This is a genomic window from Vibrio sp. 10N.247.310.17 (genome assembly GCF_041466605.1).
Classification (GTDB): Bacteria; Pseudomonadota; Gammaproteobacteria; order Enterobacterales; family Vibrionaceae; genus Vibrio; species Vibrio tasmaniensis_A.
In genome coordinates, this window is sequence record NZ_JBFSTC010000056.1 from 16,398 (window position 1) to 34,298 (window position 17,901).

The 17,901-nt window shown below is 46.6% G+C and carries 10 protein-coding genes; 9 read left to right on the forward strand and 1 reads right to left on the reverse strand.

The window, feature by feature from the left end; all coding sequences use genetic code 11:
* Positions 1 to 27: 27 nt before the first annotated feature.
* Positions 28 to 981 (reverse strand): TIGR01212 family radical SAM protein, encoded by a 954-nt coding sequence (locus AB6D80_RS15415; RefSeq protein WP_372188973.1) that lies wholly within the window; start codon positions 979 to 981, stop codon positions 28 to 30.
* A 529-nt stretch (positions 982 to 1,510) separates the two neighbouring features.
* On the opposite strand from AB6D80_RS15415, the gene gltB (AB6D80_RS15420) reads away from it, so the two are divergent.
* From gltB (AB6D80_RS15420) to AB6D80_RS15460, 9 genes are all read left to right on the forward strand, one after another.
* Complete coding sequence (gene gltB, locus AB6D80_RS15420; RefSeq protein ID WP_372188975.1) at positions 1,511 to 6,058, forward strand: glutamate synthase large subunit; 4,548 nt, start codon at positions 1,511 to 1,513, stop codon at positions 6,056 to 6,058.
* Entirely contained in the window at positions 6,058 to 7,527 is a 1,470-nt protein-coding gene (locus AB6D80_RS15425) for a glutamate synthase subunit beta (protein WP_017098322.1), read from the forward strand. The genes gltB (AB6D80_RS15420) and AB6D80_RS15425 overlap by 1 nt, the downstream gene beginning before the upstream one ends.
* A 446-nt stretch (positions 7,528 to 7,973) precedes the next feature.
* Entirely contained in the window at positions 7,974 to 12,437 is a 4,464-nt protein-coding gene (gene gltB / locus AB6D80_RS15430) for a glutamate synthase large subunit (protein ID WP_372188977.1), read from the forward strand.
* A 16-nt stretch (positions 12,438 to 12,453) separates the two neighbouring features.
* Complete coding sequence (locus AB6D80_RS15435; RefSeq protein WP_029225425.1) at positions 12,454 to 13,866, forward strand: FAD-dependent oxidoreductase; 1,413 nt, start codon at positions 12,454 to 12,456, stop codon at positions 13,864 to 13,866.
* Positions 13,867 to 14,036: 170 nt separating this feature from the next.
* Positions 14,037 to 14,465, forward strand: a complete 429-nt coding sequence (locus tag AB6D80_RS15440; protein WP_017080251.1) for a DUF1499 domain-containing protein — start codon at positions 14,037 to 14,039, stop codon at positions 14,463 to 14,465.
* Positions 14,466 to 14,592: 127 nt separating this feature from the next.
* The gene (mtnN, locus tag AB6D80_RS15445; protein WP_017090520.1) at positions 14,593 to 15,288 is read left to right on the forward strand and encodes a 5'-methylthioadenosine/S-adenosylhomocysteine nucleosidase; all 696 of its coding nucleotides are present in this window, start codon (positions 14,593 to 14,595) and stop codon (positions 15,286 to 15,288) included.
* A gap of 10 nt (positions 15,289 to 15,298) precedes the next feature.
* Complete coding sequence (locus AB6D80_RS15450) at positions 15,299 to 16,252, forward strand: cobalamin biosynthesis family protein (RefSeq protein ID WP_371702224.1); 954 nt, start codon at positions 15,299 to 15,301, stop codon at positions 16,250 to 16,252.
* Between the two features lies 1 nt (position 16,253).
* Positions 16,254 to 17,123 (forward strand): vitamin B12 ABC transporter substrate-binding protein BtuF, encoded by an 870-nt coding sequence (btuF, locus tag AB6D80_RS15455; RefSeq protein WP_009848397.1) that lies wholly within the window; start codon positions 16,254 to 16,256, stop codon positions 17,121 to 17,123.
* A gap of 74 nt (positions 17,124 to 17,197) precedes the next feature.
* Positions 17,198 to 17,815, forward strand: a complete 618-nt coding sequence (locus AB6D80_RS15460; RefSeq protein WP_009848396.1) for a TRIC cation channel family protein — start codon at positions 17,198 to 17,200, stop codon at positions 17,813 to 17,815.
* The last annotated feature ends 86 nt before the right edge of the window (positions 17,816 to 17,901 follow it).

Below are 17,901 nucleotides of genomic sequence, written 5' to 3' on the forward strand. Positions count from 1 at the left end.
GCTGTTACCTACAGTCACCCATCCCTATCAATTGGTCGCGTTTAAAACAGGTTGCGTGTACTCGAATGCAAAGCCTGTTTTAATGCCTTGTGCGCCGGTTTTATCAAGCGAACGACCAATCTCAGTCATCGCCAACCAACGGTTCTCACACCATAAAGGGGAGAGTAGTGTCGGGCGTCTCGCCGCAGAAGATACACGATGATAAACCACGTCCGCTGGTGTGCGTTGAATGATCTCACTCGCGATATCAATGTACTCCTCAAGGCTTGGTGCTTCTAGCTTTCCTGCCTTCCAGGCTTTAGCCATGGTACTGCCTTCAACAATATGAAGCCCGTGAAGCTTGATACCATCAGTGCCAGCTGCTAATACCTTCTCTAGAGTTTCAAGGTTATCCGCTTTGGTTTCTTTGGGCAGGCCGACAATAAGGTGAGTACATACCTTGATTCCTAAAGCACGTGCGCGCTGGGTGATCGTTTCATACACAGTGAAATCGTGTCCGCGGTTAATTCGCTTGAGGGTTTTATCATTGGTTGTTTGCAGGCCGAGCTCTAGCCAAATTTCGTAACCTTGCTTAACGTACTCCGCGAGCAGATCGAGTACCGCATCCGGCACGCAGTCTGGTCTAGTGCCAACACAAAGGCCAACAATCTCTGCTCCGGGTGCTTTTAGAGCCTCTTCATACATATTCTTGAGTACCTGCACCTCAGCGTAAGTACTGGTGTACGCCTGAAAATAAGCAAGATACTTCTTGGCACGAGCGATTTCACCCGCACGATCTGTTAATTGATCAGCAATACTTTGAACTTGAGTTTGTTCATCGGCAAAAGAAGCTACATTGCAGAAGGTACAACCGCCACGGCCAATTGTCCCGTCTCGGTTTGGGCAACTAAACCCACCGTGAAGTGTCAGCTTGTGAACCTTCTCGCCATAACGACGTTGGAAATCTTGGCCGATAGTATTAACTAACTCGTGTAATTGCATATTTTCAAAGCACTCAAGTAAATAAGAATGAATATCAGTCTTTTTTGAAAAAAAATTACATCCCTGCAAAATTCGACCAATTAGTTTACGCAAGGATTTTTGCGAGCAACCTATCAAATATCAATAAACATGCAAAAAATAAGCTCTATTTGCCTAATGTTGCACATTTGTTAGGCATTAAATTCAAAACAAAACGAAAAAAATGGTCTACATCGGTTAACTTTCATTGCAATTCGCCTAGACAAAATTGTAGGATACTTACACATATTGGCTATTTCTGAGTGTTTACTTACATCGAAAACTTGCCAATAAGTCGGTGATGTCCATACCCCACCTATATAAACCACTAGTTTGTGGTCAAAAACAAACGGATATCACTAAGGATTGTTTTTCTCGCAATACTTTTCCTGCGAGATACGGAAAGGATTCAAACCGCCAGCATAGGCAGGTTTAGACCCATAAATATAAAAGGACAAGGCTAACTTTATACAAAGAAGTTGCGCCTAGATTTAACTGGAAGGATGTATCTATGGTAGATCAAGAGCAGAACTCACAGGGTCTGTATACTCCTGAATTGGAGCATGACGCTTGTGGTATCGGTTTTGTTGCTCATCTTAAGAATCGCAAATCTCATGATGTAGTAACTCAAGCACTCGATATGCTTGCACGTATGGAACACCGTGGCGGCCAAGGCTGTGATCCGTGTTCTGGTGATGGTGCAGGTATCCTGCTACAGAAGCCACACGAATTCTTACTAGAAGAAGCCGTAAAGCTTGGAATTAAACTGCCATCTTTTGAAAAATATGGTGTTGGTGTTGTACTTTTCCCTAAGGATGAATACAAACGTGCACAGTGTCGTGACATTCTAGAACGCAATGCACAGCGCCTTGAGTTAGAAGTTATCGGTTACCGAGAACTTCCAACTGACAATTCAATGATTGGTGCTGACCCACTAAGCACTGAACCTCAATTTGAACACGTATTTATTTCTGGCGGCCCTGGTATCACACCAGAAGAGCTTGAGCGTAAACTGTATGTTCTACGTAACTACACGGTTCGTGTATGCCTAGAAAGCGTGTCAAACATCGGTGACGACTTCTACATCAACTCTATGTCTTACAAGACATTGGTGTACAAAGGTCAGCTAACAACAGAACAAGTTCCTCAGTACTTCCTAGACCTGCAAAACCCAACCATGGTGACAGCTCTAGCACTGGTACACTCTCGCTTCTCTACCAATACATTCCCTCGTTGGCGTCTGGCTCAGCCTTTCCGTTACATCGCGCATAATGGCGAAATCAATACGGTTCGCGGCAATCTAAACTGGATGAAAGCACGTGAAGCAATCCTAGAGTCGGATCTGTTTACACAAGCTGAAATCGACATGCTGCTTCCTATCTGTCAGGAAGGTAGCTCGGATTCATCAAACTTCGATATGGCGCTTGAGCTACTTGTTCTTTCAGGTCGTACTCTGCCACACGCATTAATGATGATGATCCCTGAAGCATGGCAAGAAAACAAAAACATGGATCCAACTCGTCGTGCGCTCTACCAGTACCACGCGAACGTAATGGAACCATGGGATGGCCCAGCTTCTGTCTGCTTCACTGATGGTGTTCAAGTTGGTGCAACACTTGACCGTAACGGTCTGCGTCCTTCTCGCTACACAGTAACGAAAGACGACTTCCTAGTGATGGCGTCTGAATCTGGTGTTGTTGAGATCGCTCCCGAAAATGTTGAATACCGTGGTCGTTTACAACCAGGTCGTATCTTCGTTGCTGACCTTGAGCAAGGCCGCATCATTTCTGACGAAGAAGTGAAAGACGGTATTGCTAAAGCACAACCCTACGAAAAATGGGTTGAAAAGAACCTTCTGAGCTTGAAAAAGCTACCTGATGCGAACAACGAATTTAACCAACCTTCTCCAGAAAAGTTGCTTCATAAACAACAATCGTTTGGTGTGAGCTCTGAAGAAGTAAACGAAATCATTCTACCTCTTGCGAAAACAGGCTACGAGCCACTTTCTGCAATGGGCGCTGACTGGCCGCTAGCGATTCTTTCTCATCAATCGCAGCACCTTTCAAACTACTTCAAGCAATTATTTGCACAAGTAACTAACCCGCCAATCGATCCGATTCGTGAGCGTATGGTTATGTCTCTGAACACTTACCTAGGTAAGGATCAGAACCTACTTGCTGAAACGCCTGAACACTGTCAAAAAGTAGAACTTGAGTCTCCAGTTCTGTCTAACTCTGAGTTAGAGAAGCTACGTGCAATCGATAACGAGCACCTTCAAGCGAAGACGCTGGATATCGTATTCCAAGCAAACGGAGACAACGGTAAGTTAGAGCGCGCACTTAAGCGTATCTGCCAATACGCAGAAGACGCCGTGATTGATGGCTACTCTATCATCCTACTGACAGACCGTGCGGTTAACTCTACCCACGCCGCTATTCCAGCAATGCTGGCAGTTGGCGCGGTTCACCACCATCTTATCCGTAAAGGTCTAAGAGCTAAGTGTGACATTGTTGTTGAAACGGGCGATGCTCGCGAGACACACCACTTTGCAACGCTAATCGGCTACGGTGCGAACGCAGTTAACCCATACCTAGTTATTGAAACGATTGTTGAACTGCAACGTACGAAGAAGCTAGATCCAAACGTACACCCACGTGAGTTATTCGATAACTACCGTAAAGGTGTCAACGGCGGTCTACTGAAGATCTTCTCTAAGATGGGGATCTCTACGCTACAGTCTTACCACGGTGCGCAAATCTTTGAAGCACTTGGTGTAAGCAAGTCAGTGGTTGAAAAATACTTCACTGGTACTGTTTCTCGTATCCAAGGTCTAACGATCGATGATATCGCACGAGAAGTGCTGGTTCGTCACCGTGTTGGTTACCCAGCTCGTGAAATCCCAGCTCAGATCCTTGATGTTGGCGGTGTTTACCAGTGGAAACAACGTGGCGAGAAGCACCTATTCAACCCTGAAACGATTTCTCTACTTCAAGAGTCGACGCGTAACAAAGATTACGGTCAATTCAAGAAGTACGCAAAAGCAGTTGATGACCAAGGCGACAACGCAGCAACGCTACGTAGCCAACTGGATTTCATCAAGAACCCAGCAGGCTCTATTCCTCTAGCGGAAGTAGAACCCATCGAGAACATCCTTAAGCGTTTTGCAACCGGCGCAATGAGCTTTGGTTCAATCTCACATGAGGCTCACTCAACACTGGCTGTTGCAATGAACCGCATTGGCGCGAAGTCAAACTCAGGTGAAGGTGGTGAAGATCCAGCTCGTTTCGAACGTAAAGAAAACGGTGACTGGGAACGTTCAGCAATCAAACAGGTAGCTTCTGGCCGATTTGGTGTAACGTCTTACTACCTATCTAACGCTGATGAGCTGCAAATCAAGATGGCTCAAGGTGCGAAACCTGGCGAAGGTGGTCAACTACCTGGTGATAAGGTTGATGATTGGATCGGTGCAACACGTCACTCGACTCCGGGCGTAGGTCTTATCTCTCCACCGCCACACCACGATATCTACTCAATCGAAGATTTGGCTCAGCTGATCTACGATCTGAAAAACGCGAACCGTAACGGCCGTGTCAACGTGAAGCTAGTATCAGAAGCAGGCGTAGGTACGATTGCATCAGGTGTAGCAAAAGCGAAAGCTGATGTGGTACTTATCGCAGGTTTTGATGGTGGTACGGGTGCATCTCCGATGTCTTCTATCCGCCACACTGGTCTGCCTTGGGAACTGGGTCTAGCGGAAACGCACCAAACACTACTGAAAAACGGCCTACGTAACCGTATCGTTGTTCAGTCTGATGGTCAGATGAAAACACCACGTGACCTTGCAGTCGCAACGTTACTTGGCGCTGAAGAATGGGGCGTAGCAACAGCTGCTCTAGTTGTTGAAGGCTGTATCATGATGCGTAAGTGTCACAAGAATACATGTCCTGTTGGTATCGCAACACAAAACAAAACTCTTCGTGAGCGTTTCGACGGCCGCGTAGAAGACGTAGTAACGTTCTTCCAATACATGGCTGAAGGTCTACGTGAAGTAATGGCTGAACTTGGCTTCCGCTCTATTGATGAGATGGTTGGTCAATCGCACAAACTTAAAGTTCGTGATGACATCGGTCACTGGAAGTACAAGAACCTAGATCTAACACCAGTACTGCACATTGAGCAGGCTCGTGCAGAAGATGGTATCTACAACCAGACAACACAGAATCATAATCTTGAAGACGTTCTAGACCGTAAGTTGATTCAGGCTGCAATCCCAGCGCTTGAGAAAGGTGAAGCGGTTACCGCTCAGTTCCCTATCATCAACACGGACCGTTCAGCAGGCACGATGCTGTCGAACGAAATCTCGAAGGTTTACAAAGACCAAGGTTTACCACAGCCAATGAACGTTAAGTTCCACGGTAGTGCAGGTCAATCGTTCGGTGCGTTCCTTGCGAAAGGCGTTAAGTTCGAAGTAGAAGGCGACGCGAACGATTACTGGGGTAAAGGTCTGTCTGGCGGTACTTTGGTACTGTACCCAGATGCGAAATCTACTATCGTTGCTGAAGACAACATCGTTGTGGGTAACGTATGTTTCTACGGTGCAACCTCAGGTGAATCTTTCATTCGCGGTATGGCTGGCGAACGTTTCTGTGTTCGTAACTCTGGTGCGAAGGTTGTTGTTGAGGGTGTTGGTGACCACGGTTGTGAATACATGACAGGTGGCGCGGCAATTATCCTTGGCTCAACGGGTCGTAACTTTGCTGCAGGTATGAGTGGCGGTGTCGCTTATGTTTGGGATAAAGCAGGCGACTTCGAAACCAAGCTCAACGCAGAACTTGTAGACCTAGATCCAATTGAACAAGAAGATAAAGATCTTCTACTAGATATGCTAACGAAGCATGTTGAATTCACAGGAAGTGAAGTTGCTCAGTCTTTCCTAGACAACTTTGAAGTAAGTGTCGCATCACTAGTTAAAGTAATGCCACGCGACTACAAAGCAGTTCTTGAGAAGCGTAAAGCTGAAGCACAACAGGCACAAACGGAAGAAGTGGAGGCAGTATAATGGGTAAGCCTACTGGATTTTTAGAACACGGTCGTGAGCTTCCAAAAAAGCTCGACCCGTCAGTTCGAATTGAAGACAACAAAGAGTTCGTACTTAACGAAGAGTTTGGTGAAAAGATCAGTACTCAAGCATCTCGTTGTATGGACTGTGGCGTACCTTTCTGTCACAACGGCTGTCCGATTGGTAACATCATCCCAGAATTCAATGACGCGGTTTATCGTGACAGCTGGGAAGAGGCTTGGAACATTCTAAGCTCTACCAACAACTTCCCTGAGTTTACAGGTCGTGTTTGTCCTGCTCCTTGTGAAAGTGCCTGTGTTCTTGGCATCAACCAAGACCCAATCACTATCTGTAATATCGAGAAAACGATTGTAGAAACTGCGTACCGTGAAGGGTACGCAAAACCTAAGACACCACGCTCTCGTACAGGTAAAACTGTCGCGGTTATCGGTTCAGGTCCTGCTGGCTTAGCCGCAGCTGAGCAGCTAAACAGCGCTGGTCACTCGGTAACGGTATTTGAACGTGACGAGAAAGTCGGTGGTCTACTTCGCTTCGGTATCCCAGATTTCAAACTGGGTATGGACGTGATTGATCGTAAGATCAACCTAATGGCTGAAGCTGGCGTTGAGTTTAAAGTGAACCAACACATCGGTGTTGATGTTAATGCTCAACAGCTACGCCAAGAATTTGATGTGGTATTGCTAACGGGTGGTTCTACGGTTCCACGTGACTTGCCAATCCCAGGTCGTGAGCTGAAAGGCGTTCACTTTGCCATGGAATTCCTTGGTCAAAACAACCGCCGTGCCAACGACCTAGATCTTAAGACAGAAGAACTTCACGCTAAAGATAAGCACATTGTGGTTATCGGTGGTGGTGATACGGGGTCTGACTGTGTGGGCACATCAAACCGTCATAAAGCAGCAAGCATTACTCAGGTTGAGATCATGCCGATCCCACCAGAGAAACGCCCTGCAAATATGCCTTGGCCTCAATACCCAATGATCATGAAAACGACCACTTCTCACGAAGAGGGTTGTGAACGTCATTGGAACATCCTGACTAAAGAGTTCATCTCTGACGATAACGGTAATGTAACCGGACTTCGTATCGCTGACATCGTTTGGCAAGACGCAAAACCAGGCGAACGTCCAGGTTTTGATGAAGTAGCGAACTCTGAACGTGTTATCCCTTGTGACATGGCATTCCTTGCAATGGGCTTCTTACACCCAGAGCCAACAGGCGTGCTTGCTCAGCTAGACATTAAACTGGACGAGCGTGGTAACGTTGCTTCTGAAGGCTTTGCGACCAACCAGAAAGGCGTTTTCGCTGCTGGTGATATGCGTACTGGTCAATCTCTGGTTGTACGTTGTATTAATGAAGGTCGTGAATGTGCAATTGCCATTGATGACTTCTTAATGGGTAACTCAAACTTAGAAGCGAAAGCAGATTCACTCATGCTTTCCGCATAATATTTCTCGGGCTAGCGTCGATGACGTTAGCCTAGAGGAAAAGCAACACCCTTCCTAACTTTTATGTTTGGCTAGCACTCGATGCTAGCCTTTTTTCTATCTGGCCTTTAACTCTTTCTCAATCACTCCGGCTGTGCATGTTAAATCTCGTTAACATCTAGCTCTTATATCTCATTGATCTTCATCGACTATTTCAGATTATTACGTGGTTAATCGCGTTTACACATGATAATTAACCATGAACTTGACCTTAAACACAATTAGCTATACGTTGTAAAGCTGATGAAAATAAAACCAATCGGTTTTGTTAACACAACCAATAACGTTTTAGCTAGCTAAAAACAAACTATCAGTTTATATAAGAACAAGTTCATAAAAAATAACAAGTACATGAATAGTTAGTCATTTACTGTCTGGATGACAGCGAAGCAAAAGGGAGAATTGCAATGGCTCTATATGATCCTAGTCTTGAAAAAGACAACTGTGGATTTGGTTTAATAGCGCAAATGGAAGGCCAACCGAGTCATAAGTTGGTGCGAACTGCTATTTCAGCCCTCGATCGCATGACACACCGTGGTGGTATCGCCGCGGATGGTAAAACCGGAGATGGCTGTGGCTTATTGCTACAGAAGCCAGACTCTTATCTCAGAATTATTGCTGAAGAGAATAACTTCAAGCTCGGCAAGCAATACGCTGTCGGCATGATTTTCTTCAGCCAAGATCCAATCAAAGCGCAATCGGCGCAAGACATCGTCAATAAAGAACTCGCTCAAGAGACTTTAACCGTAGCGGGCTGGCGTGTCGTGCCGACCAACACCGACGTATTAGGCCCAATCGCCAAAGATTCTGTTCCCAATATTCAACAAGTGTTTATCTCGGCCCCAGCAGGTTGGCGTGAGCGCGATATTGAACGACGCCTTTATATCGCTCGTCGTCGAATTGAAAAGCAGATCACCGAAGACAAAGATTTTTATATTTGTAGCCTGTCGACTCAAGTCATGGTCTACAAAGGCTTGTGTATGCCCGCCGATCTTCCGCGATTTTACCTCGATCTTGCAGACTTACGTATGGAATCTGCAATATGTCTGTTCCACCAGCGTTTCTCAACTAATACTCAGCCGCGTTGGCCACTGGCTCAACCATTCCGCTATTTGGCACACAATGGTGAGATCAATACCATTGAAGGCAACCGTCAATGGGCTAAAGCTCGCGCCTATAAATTCTCTTCACCGCTGCTGCCCGATTTACAAACTGCCGCACCTTTTGTGAATGAGACAGGATCAGACTCCTCAAGCCTAGACAACATGCTCGATCTATTCCTTGCCGGTGGTATGGATGTATTCCGAGCGATGCGTATGCTTGTGCCGCCCGCTTGGCAAAACCACCCAGACATGGATCCAGAGCTTCGTGCCTTTTACGATTTCAACTCCAAGCACATGGAACCGTGGGACGGCCCTGCGGGTATCGTACTGTCTGACGGCCGTTATGCTGCATGTACCCTCGACAGAAACGGCTTACGCCCTGCTCGCTATGTGATCACCAAAGACAACCTAATCACCTTGGCATCTGAAGTCGGTATCTGGAATTATGCGCCTGACGAAGTAGCAGAGAAAGGACGTGTTGGCCCTGGTGAACTGCTCGTTATTGATACGCGTCGCGGTAAGCTATGGCAGTCGAACGAGATCGACAATGATCTTAAAGGCCGTCACCCATATAAAGAGTGGATGGATAAAAACGTTCACAAATTAACACCGTTTTCCGCACTAGCAGATGACCAAGTCGGTAAGCGTAATTTTGATGATGACACCCTAAAGACCTATCAAAAACAGTTTGCAATGAGCAACGAAGAGTCAGACCAAGTACTGCGCGTACTCGGTGACATGGGACAAGAAGCGGTCGGCTCGATGGGCGACGATACACCAATGGCAGTACTGTCTTCGAAAGAGCGCCTCATTACCGACTATTTCCGTCAGAAGTTTGCTCAAGTAACCAATCCACCGATTGACCCTTTGCGTGAAAAACACGTTATGTCTCTGGCAACCAGCATCGGCCAAGAGATGAATGTGTTCTGTGAAACCGATGGGCATGCTTACCGTGTGACGTTTGATTCACCCGTTCTGCTTTATTCTGATATGCAGCAACTTCTGCAGTTAAATCAAAAGCATTATGGCCATACGATTCTTAGCATGCACTATGACCCAGCAGAAAAAGATCTCGAACAAGCCATCAACGACTTGTGTGATCGTGCGGTTCAAGATGTACGTGACGGCGCCGTTTTGGTTGTGCTTTCAGACAAAGCTTTAGAGAAAGGTAAGCTACCCGTTCCGGTAGCCATGGCGGTCGGTGCGGTGCAAACTAGACTTGCAGACACCAACCTGCGTTGTGATGCTAACATCGTGGTTGAAACAGCAACCGCACGTGACCCACACCAATTTGCCGTACTGCTTGGCTTCGGCGCAACCGCGGTTTACCCGTATCTCGCTTATGAAGCTCTGGGCAAAATGTTGGACGAGGGTTCATTAGATAAAGACTATCGCACTGCATTGCAAAATTACCAAAACGGCATCAACAAAGGTCTGTATAAGATCATGTCGAAGATGGGTATATCGACAATTGCTTCGTATCGCTGCTCGCAGTTATTTGAGGCGGTCGGCTTACATACCGATGTCGTTGATTTGTGTTTCCGTGGCGTAACGACTCGTATCCAAGGCGCTAGCTTTAGCGACTTCCAACAAGATATCTATAATCTATCTCGTAAAGCATGGACTAAGCGTAAACCACTGGAACATGGTGGCTTACTCAAATATGTACATGGCGGCGAATACCACGCGTACAACCCAGATGTAGTCAGTACCTTGCAAACCGCCGTCAAGACAGGTGAAACCTCAGATTATCAATCTTTTGCGAAGCAAGTTAATGCTCGTTCTGCTGCTATGCTACGCGACTTAATGAGCCTCAAAAAAGCCGATCAACCTCTGCCACTAGAACAAGTCGAGCCAAGTAGCGATCTCTTTAAACGCTTCGACTCGGCAGCCATGTCGATTGGTGCCTTGAGCCCAGAAGCTCATGAAGCGCTAGCCATGGCGATGAACCGCTTGGGTGGTTATTCTAACTCTGGTGAAGGCGGTGAAGATCCACGACGCTTTGGGACTGATCGCAACTCACGAATCAAACAGATAGCTTCTGGTCGTTTTGGTGTGACGCCACATTACTTAACCAATGCGGATGTTCTACAAATCAAAGTTGCACAAGGTGCGAAGCCAGGAGAAGGCGGTCAACTGCCAGGTCATAAGGTCACAGCAGAAATCGCCAAGCTGAGATACTCAGTTCAAGGCGTAACATTGATCTCCCCTCCTCCACATCACGATATTTATTCTATCGAAGATCTGGCGCAGCTGATTTTCGACCTTAAGCAAGTTAACCCTAAAGCCTTGGTTTCAGTGAAGTTAGTATCTGAACCGGGTGTAGGCACCATTGCCACAGGTGTAGCGAAAGCTTATGCCGACTTGATTACGATCTCCGGTTACGACGGTGGTACTGCAGCAAGCCCGCTGACTTCAGTGAAATACGCAGGTTGTCCTTGGGAGCTTGGCTTAGCCGAAACTCAACAAGCACTCGTCGCCAACGGGCTTCGTCATAAGATCCGCCTGCAAGTCGATGGTGGTTTAAAAACCGGCCTCGATGTTATCAAGGGCGCGATTTTAGGTGCAGAGAGCTTTGGTTTTGGTACCGCACCTATGGTGGCGATGGGTTGTAAGTTCTTGCGAATCTGTCACCTAAATAACTGTGCGACAGGTGTGGCGACTCAAGATGAAACCCTACGCCGCGAATACTTCAAAGGCCTACCAGACATGGTGGTGAACTACTTTACAGGCCTAGCCGATGAAGTTCGCCAGTACCTTGCAGAACTTGGCGTAGAAAAACTTACTGATCTGATTGGTCGTACTGATTTGCTTGAAGCCGTTCAAGGCCTCACAGCGAAACAAAGTAAACTCGATCTCTCTTCGATATTGGAAGCTCCGGTATCTCCAGAAGGTCACCCACTGTTTTGGACAGAGCCAAACGCACCGTTTGATAAGGCTCAACTCAACCAACAGATCCTTGATGACGCAATCGATGCGATTGAGAAACGTCAATCCACCAGTCTTTACTACAACGTGATCAACACCGATCGCTCGATTGGCGCTCGTATCTCTGGCGAAATTGCCAAACGTTACGGTAACCAAGGTATGGCGGGTTCACCAATTAAGTTGTATCTCGATGGTACAGCAGGCCAATCCTTTGCGGTTTGGAACGCCGGCGGCGTTGAGCTGTATCTGACGGGTGATGCCAATGACTATGTCGGCAAAGGCATGGCGGGCGGTAAAGTAGTAATCAAGCCTCACCAAGGCACAGCGTTTACTTGTAACGAAGCGACCATCATCGGCAATACTTGTCTGTATGGTGCGACCGGAGGCAAGCTATTTGCCGCAGGTACTGCGGGCGAACGATTTGGCGTGCGTAACTCAGGTACCGTTGCTGTGATTGAAGGTGCGGGTGACAACGCCTGTGAATACATGACTGGCGGTATTGTTGCCATTCTTGGCGCAACCGGAGTGAACTTCGGCGCGGGTATGACGGGTGGTTTTGCTTATGTCATGGATAAGAATGAAGACTTCCAAGGCCGAGTGAACAACGAGTCGGTCGAGGCACTTTCTCTGTCTAATCTATTTATCCACCAAGAACATCTACGCGGCCTGATTGCAGAGCACTTAGAAGAGACTGGCTCAGTACACGCTGAAGCTATTCTGGCGAACTTTGATGAATGGATTCCGAAGTTCTACCTAGTGAAGCCAAAGACGGCGGATCTTAACACCTTGCTCGGTCACCAAAGCCGTAGCTCTGCTGAACTTCGTGTTCAAGCGCAATAATTGGAAGGAGCCAATAATGAGCCAGAATGTATACCAATTTATTGATGTGAATCGCGTAGATCCAGCGAAAAAGCCAATCAAAATACGTAAGATTGAGTTTGTAGAGATCTACGAACCTTTCACTAAGCAACAAGCCAAAGCGCAAGCTGACCGTTGTTTAGACTGTGGTAACCCTTACTGTGAATGGAAATGTCCAGTTCATAACTACATCCCTCAGTGGCTTAAGCTTGCCAATGAAGGGCGCATTATCGAAGCCGCTGAACTGTCTCACCAAACCAACAGCTTACCTGAGGTGTGTGGACGAGTTTGTCCTCAGGATCGACTGTGCGAGGGATCTTGTACCCTCAACGATGATTTCGGCGCAGTAACCATCGGCAACATTGAAAAATACATCAATGACAAAGCGTTTGAGATGGGCTGGAAGCCAGACATGTCTCACGTTGAATGGACCGACAAAAAGGTCGCGATCATCGGCGCAGGCCCAGCAGGTCTTGCAGCAGCTGATATCTTAGTTCGAAACGGTGTGAAGGCCGTGGTATTTGACCGCTACCCTGAGATCGGTGGCCTGCTGACGTTTGGTATCCCATCGTTCAAGCTTGAGAAAGGCATCATGGAAAACCGTCGCCGTATCTTTAGTGGTATGGGGGTCGAATTTAAAATGAATACCGAAGTCGGCAAAGACGTTCAACTACAACAACTTGTCGATGATTATGATGCCGTTTTCTTAGGTGTCGGCACCTATAAAAATATGCGTGCTGGATTAGACAACGAAGAAGCTCCGGGCGTTTATGATGCCCTACCATTTCTTGTTTCCAATACCTACAAGGTCATGGAACTGGATAACCCAACGCCATTCATCGACATGAAAGGCAAGAAAGTAGTCGTGCTTGGTGGTGGTGATACTGCAATGGACTGTGTCCGAACGTCGATTCGTCAACACGCTGCTAATGTTGTTTGTGCTTATCGCCGAGATGAAGCGAACATGCCGGGCTCTCGCCGAGAGGTGAAAAATGCGAAAGAGGAAGGCGTGAAGTTCATGTTCAACCTTCAACCATTAGCACTGGAAACCGATTCATCCGGTCATGTGACTGGCGTTAAAGTGATGAAAACAGCCTTGGGTGAACCAGATGAGGCAGGCCGCCGTCGCCCTGAACCGGTTGAAGGCAGTGAGCATGTTCTTGAGGCTGATGCCGTGATCATGGCATTTGGTTTCCAACCTCATGCAATGGAATGGCTAGAACCATTTGGTGTAGAGCTCGACCAATGGGGTCGCATCAAGGCTCCCGGCAAACAAGAGTTTCAATACCAAACCACCAACAGCAAGATATTCGCTGGTGGCGATGCCGTTCGAGGCTCTGACTTAGTGGTAACCGCTATCGATGAAGGCCGTAAAGCCGCAGAAGGGATCTTGGATTACCTAGAAGTGTGATTGGGTTTCCTTTATTACTCAGTTCGTTACTATAAAAAAGGATCCAATTATGGATCCTTTTTTGAATTAGATTCGTTTATCACAAGCATCACGAAAATACGTAAAACAATTACAAATAAGCCAATACCGATAACTACAATAAGAATTAAAAACAAGCCATAGGAAACACTATGAAAAAAGCCGCTCTCCTTTCTCTATCTCTTTTGACTTTAACCGCTTGTAGCCAAGGAATCACGGACATGAAAGACAGAACTTCATCACCTTGTGGAGACAAACCAAACTGCGTATCAACTCAAGATGACCGTGAACAACATACATTGGCCACGTTTGAGTTATCAGATTCAGCAAACTTAGATGCGATTGAGCAGGTTGCGCTAACCTTACCGGGATCGAAAACCGCTAGTAAAACAGAAGATTACCTGCGTGTTGAATGTACTTCTCGCATCATGCGCTTTGTCGATGACTTAGAACTTAAGATCACTGATGGCAAACTGATCGTGCGTTCAGAGTCTCGTACTGGTCACTCTGATTTTGGCGTAAACCGAAAGCGTGCTGAACAACTTCGCGCTAGCTTAAAAAGCGAAGGCCTGATCAAATAGATAAAAGATTACGCAGATAAATCGCTGCTATTCGGATGAGAAGTGCCTCTGGGCAGTCGCTCGACACTTCTTATCCATGCTACAATTTCGCTCTACTGTTTAAATATTATTTATTAAGAGACTACACATGAAAATCGGCATCATTGGCGCAATGGAGCAAGAAGTTGCGATCCTAAAGGCAGCAATTTCAGACATTACTGAAGTTAATAAAGGCGGTTGTACCTTTTTCTCTGGTCAGATAAATGGTGTTGACGTTGTTTTGCTTCAATCAGGCATTGGTAAAGTAGCCGCTGCAGTGGGTACTTCAATCCTACTAAGCGAATACCAACCAGACGTAGTACTAAACACGGGCTCTGCTGGCGGTTTTGATTCAACACTGAACCTTGGCGATGTGGTTATCTCAACTGAAGTTCGTCACCACGATGCAGATGTTACAGCTTTCGGTTACGAAATCGGCCAAATGGCAGGTCAACCTGCAGCGTTCAAAGCGGACGACAAATTGATGGCTGTTGCTGAACAAGCACTAGCGCAAATGGAAGATAAGCACGCTGTTCGCGGTCTTATCTGTACTGGCGACGCATTTGTTTGCACAGCAGAACGCCAAGAGTTCATCCGCAAGCACTTCCCATCTGTCGTTGCTGTAGAGATGGAAGCATCTGCTATCGCTCAAGCTTGTCACCAATTCCAAGTACCATTCGTGGTTGTTCGTGCAATCTCTGACGTTGCAGACAAAGAATCACCAATGAGCTTCGAAGAGTTCCTGCCACTAGCAGCACAAAGCTCTTCTGAGATGGTTATCAAAATGGTTGCCCTACTAAAGTAAACGACTAGACATGCAAACACTGTTTGATCAGGTATTTGCAAATGGCGTGCTCCTTGTAATGTGGGGAGCACTGCTTTTTCATTTAATTTTACCTATCCCCCATGCCGCACATCCCACGACCTTATGGCATAAGTTTGCTGAACTTTTAGCAACCAAGGTTAATAACAATCAAAATTATTCCCAAAGCTTAATCTCAGGCACTTTAGCTTGGGGGGTAATGGTCTTGCCGGCTCTGGTTATCCTATTGGCGCTGCAGCCACTGGTTTGGCAATCACAACTGTTTGAATTAGCGCTGTTGTTACTCGCTATTGATTGGCGTAACAATGAAAAGTTGGCAAATCAGTTGATCAAAGCACTTGGCCGAGAAGATAAAGCCGCGGCTCGCCAGTTACTGGCTCCGATTGTTAACCGTCAAACTGAATCACTGTCATCACTTGGACTTGGCAAAGCCGCGGCTGAAACTATCATCATGGGTTACGCTCGTAATGTGGTTTGTGTTTTATTCTGGTACGCCATTGGTGGTGGAATCGCCGCGTTAATGTATCGCCTGATTGTTGAGTTAGCGCGTGCATGGTCACCAAGTCGAAAGCGATTTTCTCCATTTGGATCAACGGCAATCAAGATTGTCGCTATCCTAGAATTCATACCAATGCGCTTGTTTGCCTTGATGATTGTATGTGGCGATAAAGCGTCTCACACATTCAAGATGATGCTCGTTCAGAGTCGCTCTTGGCCATTGCCCGGCCCTGCATGGTTGATTACAGCTGTCGGCAACAAGCTTGAGCTGTCACTGGGCGGTCCTGCGATTTACGACAACACCAAAGCTATTCGAGCAAAATTAGGCGGCAGAGTCGCCCCTTCAGTGCTGCACTTGTCTCAAGTTCAAAAACTGCTGTTTGGTCGCATCGCTATCTGGATATTTTTACAAAGCCTAATCTTACTATTTGTTCACCAAGGGATTTAGAGTGAAACCATCAGCACTTGTTACAAGCCTTACTATTTTGTCTTCCAGCTTATGGCTGCCTTTATCATTTGCAGAAGAAGCACTACTGATTTCAGAAAAAGTTCAACCTGCTCAACGTGTGGTTAGCCTTGCTCCTCATGCCACTGAACTCGCATACAGCGCTGGTTTAGGTGATAAGCTTGTTGCGGTGAGTGAGCGAAGTGATTATCCACTACAAGCTGACAAGCTAGAGAAAGTGGCGAATTACCAAGGTATCAAGGTTGAGAAGATCATCGCCCTGCAACCGGATCTCATTCTCGCATGGCCAGCTGGAAACCCGCCCAGAGAACTCGCGAAACTGGAGCAATTTGGTTTTAATATTTATTACTCAAAAACCAAGAGCCTAGATAACATCGCGACCAATATTGAGCAACTTAGCCAATTCGCAAGCGATCCAAGTATTGGCGAAAATAACGCTCAACAATACAGAGAGCAGCTCAACGCGTTGAGACTAAAATACAAAGATGCCGAGCCAGTAAACTACTTCTACCAACTCAGTGAGAAGCCGATCATCACTGTTGCTCAAGGACACTGGCCAAGTGAGGTGTTTGAGTTTTGTGGTGGCCACAATATTTTCGAAGACAGTGCTTCCCCTTACCCGCAAGTTGGCATTGAACAAGTTGTGTTAAGGAAGCCGCAAGTGATCTTCACTTCTCAGCACGCAATTGAGAATGGAACCATGTGGCAAACTTGGGAAGATGAGATCCCGGCAGTTGCTCAAAATCAGATTTGGTCACTTAATTCTGACTGGATTAATCGCCCGACAACAAGAACTTTGAAAGCAATCCAACAAGTGTGCGATTTCTTCGATAGAGCTAGGCAAAATCACTAACTATTTGCAGCGTTTTTTCGTACAATTCGCCACCGACCTGTCCCTACAATTTTAACTATAAGAGCACCAGTATCATGGACTCCATGCTGCTTTATATTATCGATTTATTTGGCACCGCCATCTTTGCCGTCTCAGGCGTATTTGTCGCTGGCCGTCTTAAGATGGATCCCTTTGGCGTAGCCGTTCTAGGCAGTGTAACCGCGATTGGCGGCGGTACTATTCGTGACATGGCACTAGGAGCAACTCCCGTGTTTTGGATCACCGATACCACCTACCTTTGGGTTATCATCACCACCTGTTTGCTGACCATGATTATAGTAAGACGTCCAAAGCGTCTGGCTTGGTGGATATTGCCGGTATGTGATGCGATCGGCTTAGCGGTGTTTGTTGGTATTGGTGTAGAAAAAGCACTGATTTATCAAGACTCGGCATTAGTGGCCATTATCATGGGTGTTATCACAGGCTGTGGTGGCGGTATTATCCGTGACGTGCTTGCACGCGAAGTGCCAATGATTCTAAGAAGTGAAGTCTATGCGACCGCTTGTATCATTGGTGGTACTTTCCATACCATGGCGCTCAACATGGGACACGACTCAGAAACCGCCTTTTTGGCCGGCGTCTTCACGACACTATTGATTAGGCTTGGCGCTATTCGTTGGCACTTATCACTGCCAACCTTTGCTATCAAATAAGCTATCGTTACAAAGTGAAAGGCTCCGCAAAGGAGTAATGCCGTTCACTTAAGAGTGAACGGCATTTTTGTTCTTAGCATACCGTT